This window comes from Streptomyces kebangsaanensis, assembly GCF_001906585.1.
In the GTDB taxonomy this organism is placed as follows: Bacteria; Actinomycetota; Actinomycetes; order Streptomycetales; family Streptomycetaceae; genus Streptomyces; species Streptomyces kebangsaanensis.
Window position 1 is genome coordinate 34262 of the sequence record NZ_JUJA01000040.1, and the last position, 6221, is coordinate 40482.

Sequence of the window (6221 nt, forward strand, 5' to 3'; positions counted from 1 at the left end):
CCCCCGCCGGTCCCGGTCGACGTCCACGTCACCGTGACCGTTGACCAGGGCGGGCCGCTGATCCCGGTGGATCCGGAGCCCCGCCCGCGCTGGTGGCAGCGGATCCGCATCGGCTACAACCTCGCCCTCGCCGCCCTGTCTCTCAGCCTGGCCGGGCCCTGGGCCGCGGTTCTCGCCGCCGTCCGCGACGAGGAGTCCCTCGCCGGGGCCTGGGTCATGGCCCTGATCCCGCTGGTCATCCTCGGCTTCGTCGACAACGCGAAGCGGGCCGAAGCCGCCGGAGCCCACCCCGACCTCTGGGCGCCGAAATGGCGCGCCGCCCTGGCCCGGCTGCTGCTCTGGGCCGCGGTCATCGGCACATGCCTCGCCCTCCCCCTCACCACGCTCGTCTACGCCCTCACCGGAGTGAAGCCCGCATGACCACCACCCTGGCCGCCAGCCAGTACACGACCACCACCATCTCCACGGCCGGGTTCGCCCTCGGTCTCGCCCTGCTCGGCGCTGAACTGTGGCGCTGGCACAAGGGCGGCAAGGGTGCCGGGCCCAAGGGCGCCGGGCCCGACGGAGGCGGCGGCAGGGACCCGAAAGCGCTGGTCCCGCTCGCCTTCGGCATCGTCTGCGGCATCCTGATGATCGCCTGCCCCGCCGGGCTCCTCGGCGCCCTCGCCGGCTTCCTCCGCTGGGGCGGCAACAGCGTCGGCGACCTGGCCATGAAGTGGCTCACCGGCGCGCAAAGCACCCCCCTCGGCACCGCCGCGACCCCCCGCATCGACCAGTACGGCGCCATCGTCGTCACCGCCGTCATCGTCGCCCTGTGGCTCCTGCGCAAGCAGATCGCCAAGGCCATCAAGGGCAAGTGGTGGAAGGGCGTCCTGATCGGCTGCCTGCTGTGCGTGAGCACGGGCACCGCGGCGCTCATCGCGCAGCAGGTCGTCGAGGGCGTCAACGGGCTCGGCGCGTGGGCGATCGGCGGCCTCGCGAAGGGCACGTTCGTATGAGCGCGCCAACGACGATGCAGTGGATCCGGCAGGCCGCACAGCGGATCGCCACCGGATCCGCCCGCCTCGCAACCCACCTGGCGGCCCGGGCCCTGCACGCCGGCCGCAAGGTCTGGCGTGCGGCCGCGGGCTGGCTGGGGGAGGCGTCCGGCGTGGGCTGGCTGCTGCGCCTGGCCGTGCTGCTTACGGTCGCCGCTGTCCTCCGGAAGATCATCATGGCTGTGATCGTCGGCGTGTACGCCCGAGTGGCCTCCGGGGCAGCGCCGTGGCTGCTCTGGGGCACCGCTGGCCTGTGGGTGGTCGCCGCGTACCGGTGCGGCAAGGACGACTGGAAACCGAAGCAGCCGGCCACCGCAGAGCCTCCGACCACCGAGCCGAAGCCCGACAGCGAGCAACCGGCCGACACCCCAGAGGCGCAGCCCGAGCCCGCCGTCGAGCAGACGCCCGCCGGACCGCTGCTGCCCAACCTCCTGGACCTCCGGGTCTCCCTCGCGAAGGTCGGTACGCCACACGCCCATCTGGCCGTCCTCGCCGCCGACATCGGCACCACCCCGGAGCGCGTCCGGGAGGCGCTGGACCGGTGGGAGATCCCGGTCGAGGCGGTGCGGATGCAGGGCCGCGGCACGTCGACCGGCGTGAAGGGCGGCGCAGCGGCCCACCCCGCTCTCGCCCCTGGCCCGGACGTCGTTGCCGTTGTTGCCGCAGGTCAGCCCGCCAACAACGACAACAACAACGCGTTCACGACGGTGCCGGACGAGAAGAACCCGGTGCGCACCCACGTCGTGTGGCGCGACCAAGAGACCGAGCCGTGACCGCCTGCCACACTGAGCCCGGGCCCCGCCGCGTACTCCCCCGTCGCGGCGGGGCCACCCGTATCGGAGGAGGATGCATGAGGCTCTGGCCGCGCCGACGCACGACGACCGCCCAGGCACGCGCGGACCCCATTCGGACCGCCGTCCTCGAGCACGACCTGCTCGGCATCAAGCCCGAGCCCGGCACCGCGGCCGCGCTCGCCATCGCCCTCCGCAACACCGGCACATGCATCGAGCACCAGCCGGTCGACGCCACCACGTATGAAGACCGCCGCCGTACAGGGCTGTGCGCCCGCTGCGGACAGAGCATGCTCCAGACCGATGACGGCTGCTGGCGGGTCGCCGAGGCGTAGCCATCGACGACACGGACACCACTCCGCTGGACATGTAGACGATCAGCACTGCATAATCCGGTGCCAGCAGCACACTTGTGCCCACACGCCACACAAGCCCCCGCCTCGAGCGGGGGTTTCTGCATGTCAGGGGGTGAATCACTTGCCCCACCCCACCGACCGTGCACCCGCCCACGGCCGCGAAGCCGGGGCCGAGGGCGAAGGCGGCATCTGGTTCACCGTCCGCGAAGCTGCCGCCTTCATCGGCGGCAGCCCCCAGACCATCTACTCCTGGGAACGCCGCGGCCACCTCACCAGCCCACGGCACGACGAGCACGGCCGGCGCGTCTACAGCCAGCAGCAGATCTCCGACGCCCATCGCACCGCCCGGCAGAACACCGCCGCCGTACGCCGCATCGCCTAACCACTCCCCGACCGCTGGAGTACCGCCATGGCCCGCGCCTCCCTCCCCATCACCCGACTCTCCGACGCCGGCCACGCCGACCCCACACCCGTCGACGGCGACGTGACGAACGGGCACTCCCTGCCCAACACCGGCCGCACCGTCCTGAGAGTCCGCAACGCCGACGCGACGAACCCGCACACCCTCACCCTCGTCACTCCGATCACCGTCGGCGGCAAGGCCGTTGAGGACACCGAGGTCACCATCCCCGCCGGCGCCACCCTCTCCTTCGGCTCCCTGTCCACCGCCCTGTACGGCAGCAGCACCCCCATCGACGTCGACAGCGCACAGCTGAAGCTGACCGCGTTCGAACCCTGACGCCCGCCCGTGCACGCGGAACCACTGCACCAAGGCACAGCCCCCGAGCACCCCGAAGGCGACGACCGTGTACGAGGACGACCAGGCCGAACCTCCGCGGCGCTCCCGCAACGCGCAGCCGCGCCGAGCCCTACGCCCGGCCACCCGCGTCGCCCCGGACTGGCTGGACCGCACCGGACCAGCTTTCTGGATCAGCTACCTCCTGCACGAGCCCCGCGACTTCGTCTACTGCGTACCGAGACGCATCGCCTGCCGCCTCCTCGGCCGGCACAACCCCACGTGTCTCGGACGCCCCGCACCACACCCGAGGAGATGGTGACGATGGGCGCCCCCTACCCCAACCGCGACCGCGCCTTCGCCCACGTAGAGCGCCGCCGTGACGCCTATCTCCGCACGCTCTACCGCCACTTTCCCCAGCGCCTGGTCCTCGGCATCGACACAGCCGACACGGCAACGCACACCCGGGCGTTCCTCGACGCGCAGGCCAGTGGCCTCCTGCCCCGCCTGGACACGGCCTCCTGGGGCCTGCCCCACCCCAGCCGGTAAGCCCGCACAACCGCACCGCACTCTCCACCACACCCAGGAGGAGACATGGCCGGTCACTGGAAGGAGGGGGCCACCGCATGGCGCACCACTCCACGCCCCCGCGGATGGAAGGCCATCCGCGCCGAGGTCCTCGCCCGCGACGACCACCTGTGCACGTGGATCGACGACGGACAACGCTGCACCACTGAAGGCACCGACGTCGACCACGTCGGCGACCCCGAAGACCACAGCCCGAACAACCTCCGCACGCTGTGCACGTACCATCACCGCAAGCGCACAGCACTCCAAGCACGAGCCGCGCGCGGCGAACTGCCAAGCCGCCAGCGTCCAACCCCGCAGCACCCAGGACTCATCACCCCGAGCCCGACCACCACGCAACGCCCCGCAGGCGCACGCGGTGTGCAGGCGGGTGGCGGGAGCGGAGCGAGGGAGGCCCTGGAGCGGGGGCGGGAACAGGCGGCCCGGTACCGGGATGAGCCGGGGTACTAGCCTGGGGGTCTGGCCAAGGGGGTGGGGGGTACCCCCGGCCCGGGCCGATCCTGGCCCACGGAGCGGCATAGCGCCTCGCCCTGGGTACGGGTTCCGGACTCTGGCCCCTCCCTGGCTCTCCAAGGGGATGCACAGCCCCTGCCGGCCGCGAGCCGGGCTGATCCGACCCCCCGTACGGCAGAACGCCATACAGCCCCTCACCCCTCCACTCTCCTGTCATTCTTGCTGGTCACCGCCTCATTTCGTTACATGGTGCGGTAGACTGAGAACGTGATCCGGACGACGTGCGAGCACCAGCCCTGCAAGGCGGAACTGCGCCGCGCGGGCCGCGGCCGGCCCCAGCGCTTCTGCAGCACACGCTGCCGCGTTGCAGCTCACCGCGCCCGTCACGCCGTGCCCGCCGAGCTGCGCCACCGGGAGCGGTGGGTACGCCGCGGCGTAGACAAGGCGCCGCTGCGCGCCGACACCGGCCGGCCCGCTTCCTCCACCGCCCCGTCGACCTGGCGCACGTACACCGAAGCCGTGCGCTCCCCGCACGGCACCGGACTCGGCTACGTCCTGGCCGACGGCGACGACGTCGTGGTCCTGGACCTCGACCACTGCATCGAGCACGGCCGGCTGGCCCCGTGGGCAGCGCGGATCCTCGCTGACTGCCCGCCCACGTTCGTCGAGGTCTCGCCGTCCGGGACCGGCCTGCACATCTGGGGGCGCGGCCGCCTCGAGCGCGGCCGCCGTATCCGCCGCGACGACGGCGCGGCGATCGAGGCATACAGCTCCGGCCGGTACATCGCGCTCGGCGACCGCTACGGCCAGGCTCCCCTCGAGCTGGCTGACCTTTCCGAGGTCCTCGCCTCGCTGATCTGACCGAGGGGAACATGGCCGAGCACTTCAGCGCCGATGACCTGCGCGCCCTCGCCGATGCTCTGGACCGTCTCACCGATGCGACCCAGTCGACCGGTGTCGTCTTCCGCGGCTACAACGACGGCGAGATCCAGCTGAGGGACCACGTGATCCGAGCGCCGTGGCGTGCTGCGGAAGATACGGCCACACAGGACACGGCACGAGCCCGCGGACAGTACGTGATCGAGTTCCCCGACCCGATCTGAGGGCGCCCGCACCGCGCTCTCCTGACAGGAGGTGACCGCCGTGCCCGGACCGCTGCCCGCGGAGAACAGGCGGCGCCGTAACGCGCCGACCGTCCCGACGACGAAGCTTCCGGTGGGCGGCCGCACTGCTCCCACGCCGCGGCCGCCGTCCTGGGCCAAGCTCGGCAAGGTCGGCCGCGCCTGGTGGAAGTGGGCCTGGGCCACGCCGCAGGCCTGCGCCTGGGCGCCTGGCCATGAGGTGATGGTCGCGCGCCGCGCGTCCCTCGAGGACGACCTCGCCGCGATCGGTACCGTCAACTCTCTCGAGCTGTGGGAGCTTCTCGATGCCCAGGCCGAAGGCGCCGCTGCGATCAAGGCGCTGCTGCAGCGGCTGGCGTCGCTTGCGTCCGGGCGGCTGGCGATCTGCCGTGAGATGCGTGAGCTCGACGACCGGCTCGGGCTGACGCCGAAGGGCATGGCCGCGCTGCGCTGGACGGTGGTCGATGACGGCACCACCGTCCAGGACCCTGTCACCGGGACGCCGCCGGAGGGGGTGGCGGACCTGACGTCGCGTCGGCGCAGGCTGACCGATGCCTCGTGAGCAGGTCCGCGCCCCCGAGCACACCCGCCAGCGTTCGCTCGGGGTGGTGCTGGCCTGGATCGAATGGTTCTGCGTCCACGGCCCGGGTGACGTCCAGGGCATCGGGCTGCACCCGCGGCACGGTGGGGAGTTCCTGCCGCTGGATGATGAGTTCGCCGGCCTGATCCTGGACTGCTACGCGCACGACGAGGACGGCCGCCGCCTGTACGACACGGTGGCGATCTCCCGCGCGAAGGGCCGCGCCAAGAGCGAGCTGGCCGGGTTCATCGGGCTCGCCGAGGCCTTCGCCCCGGTTCGGTTCGCGGGGTGGGCCAAGGGCGGCGAGCGGTACCGGTGGCGGGACTTCGTCTACGAGTACGAGCCGGGCGAGCCGATGGGCCGGCCGGTCACGTATCCGTTCATCCGCTGCCTGGCGACGGAGGAGTCCCAGTCCGGGAACACCTACGACAACATCAACTTCAACCTTGAGCACGGCCCGCTCTCGGAGGGCCTGCCGTCCGGCACGGCCGGCATCACGCGCGTGTTCCTGCCGCAGGGCGGCGAGGTGCGGCCGTCGACCGCGGCAGCCGCCTCCCGC

General features: G+C 72.2%; 12 protein-coding genes and 1 pseudogene. All 13 read left to right on the top strand.

Annotated features, from left to right (window positions below; translation table 11 throughout):
• A partial coding sequence (locus tag RH94_RS40245) for a hypothetical protein (RefSeq protein ID WP_234425550.1) occupies positions 1 to 420 on the top strand: 420 nt, incomplete at its 5' end.
• On the top strand, positions 417 to 998 hold the full coding sequence (locus RH94_RS05415; protein WP_073946506.1) for a hypothetical protein: 582 nt from the start codon (positions 417 to 419) through the stop codon (positions 996 to 998). The genes RH94_RS40245 and RH94_RS05415, both read left to right, overlap by 4 nt.
• Positions 995 to 1810 (top strand): hypothetical protein, encoded by an 816-nt coding sequence (locus RH94_RS05420; RefSeq protein ID WP_073946507.1) that lies wholly within the window; start codon positions 995 to 997, stop codon positions 1808 to 1810. The genes RH94_RS05415 and RH94_RS05420 overlap by 4 nt, the downstream gene beginning before the upstream one ends.
• Before the next feature lie 77 nt (positions 1811 to 1887).
• Positions 1888 to 2163, top strand: coding sequence for a hypothetical protein (locus RH94_RS40250; RefSeq protein ID WP_073946508.1), 276 nt, complete (start codon positions 1888 to 1890; stop codon positions 2161 to 2163).
• Positions 2164 to 2305: 142 nt separating this feature from the next.
• The gene (locus RH94_RS40625) at positions 2306 to 2566 is read left to right on the top strand and encodes a MerR family transcriptional regulator (RefSeq protein ID WP_073946509.1); all 261 of its coding nucleotides are present in this window, start codon (positions 2306 to 2308) and stop codon (positions 2564 to 2566) included.
• Between the two features lie 27 nt (positions 2567 to 2593).
• Positions 2594 to 2923 (top strand): hypothetical protein, encoded by a 330-nt coding sequence (locus tag RH94_RS05435; RefSeq protein ID WP_073946510.1) that lies wholly within the window; start codon positions 2594 to 2596, stop codon positions 2921 to 2923.
• A gap of 67 nt (positions 2924 to 2990) precedes the next feature.
• A complete protein-coding gene (locus RH94_RS40255; protein WP_143203958.1) occupies positions 2991 to 3242 on the top strand; it encodes a hypothetical protein in 252 nt (83 codons plus the stop codon).
• A gap of 2 nt (positions 3243 to 3244) precedes the next feature.
• The gene (locus RH94_RS05440) at positions 3245 to 3469 is read left to right on the top strand and encodes a hypothetical protein (RefSeq protein ID WP_143203959.1); all 225 of its coding nucleotides are present in this window, start codon (positions 3245 to 3247) and stop codon (positions 3467 to 3469) included.
• A 45-nt stretch (positions 3470 to 3514) separates the two neighbouring features.
• On the top strand, positions 3515 to 3958 hold the full coding sequence (locus tag RH94_RS05445; protein ID WP_073946512.1) for an HNH endonuclease: 444 nt from the start codon (positions 3515 to 3517) through the stop codon (positions 3956 to 3958).
• Positions 3959 to 4228: 270 nt separating this feature from the next.
• Positions 4229 to 4822 (top strand): DNA primase, encoded by a 594-nt coding sequence (locus RH94_RS05450; RefSeq protein ID WP_073946513.1) that lies wholly within the window; start codon positions 4229 to 4231, stop codon positions 4820 to 4822.
• Between the two features lie 11 nt (positions 4823 to 4833).
• On the top strand, positions 4834 to 5064 hold the full coding sequence (locus RH94_RS05455; RefSeq protein ID WP_073946514.1) for a hypothetical protein: 231 nt from the start codon (positions 4834 to 4836) through the stop codon (positions 5062 to 5064).
• Between the two features lie 40 nt (positions 5065 to 5104).
• On the top strand, positions 5105 to 5644 hold the full coding sequence (locus tag RH94_RS05460; protein ID WP_143203960.1) for a hypothetical protein: 540 nt from the start codon (positions 5105 to 5107) through the stop codon (positions 5642 to 5644).
• Positions 5634 to 6221: pseudogene (locus RH94_RS41175) on the top strand (Terminase); the annotation flags it as partial. The gene RH94_RS05460 and the pseudogene RH94_RS41175, both read left to right, overlap by 11 nt.

What these genes read in the sequence shown, in the direction of transcription:
- RH94_RS05415 (WP_073946506.1), top strand. Translation starts at nt 417, where the DNA reads ATGACCACCACCCTGGCCGCCAGCCAGTACACGACCACCACCATCTCC.
- RH94_RS05420 (WP_073946507.1), top strand. Translation starts at nt 995, where the DNA reads ATGAGCGCGCCAACGACGATGCAGTGGATCCGGCAGGCCGCACAGCGG.
- RH94_RS40250 (WP_073946508.1), top strand. Translation starts at nt 1,888, where the DNA reads ATGAGGCTCTGGCCGCGCCGACGCACGACGACCGCCCAGGCACGCGCG.
- RH94_RS05435 (WP_073946510.1), top strand. Translation starts at nt 2,594, where the DNA reads ATGGCCCGCGCCTCCCTCCCCATCACCCGACTCTCCGACGCCGGCCAC.
- RH94_RS05440 (WP_143203959.1), top strand. Translation starts at nt 3,245, where the DNA reads ATGGGCGCCCCCTACCCCAACCGCGACCGCGCCTTCGCCCACGTAGAG.
- RH94_RS05445 (WP_073946512.1), top strand. Translation starts at nt 3,515, where the DNA reads ATGGCCGGTCACTGGAAGGAGGGGGCCACCGCATGGCGCACCACTCCA.
- RH94_RS05455 (WP_073946514.1), top strand. Translation starts at nt 4,834, where the DNA reads ATGGCCGAGCACTTCAGCGCCGATGACCTGCGCGCCCTCGCCGATGCT.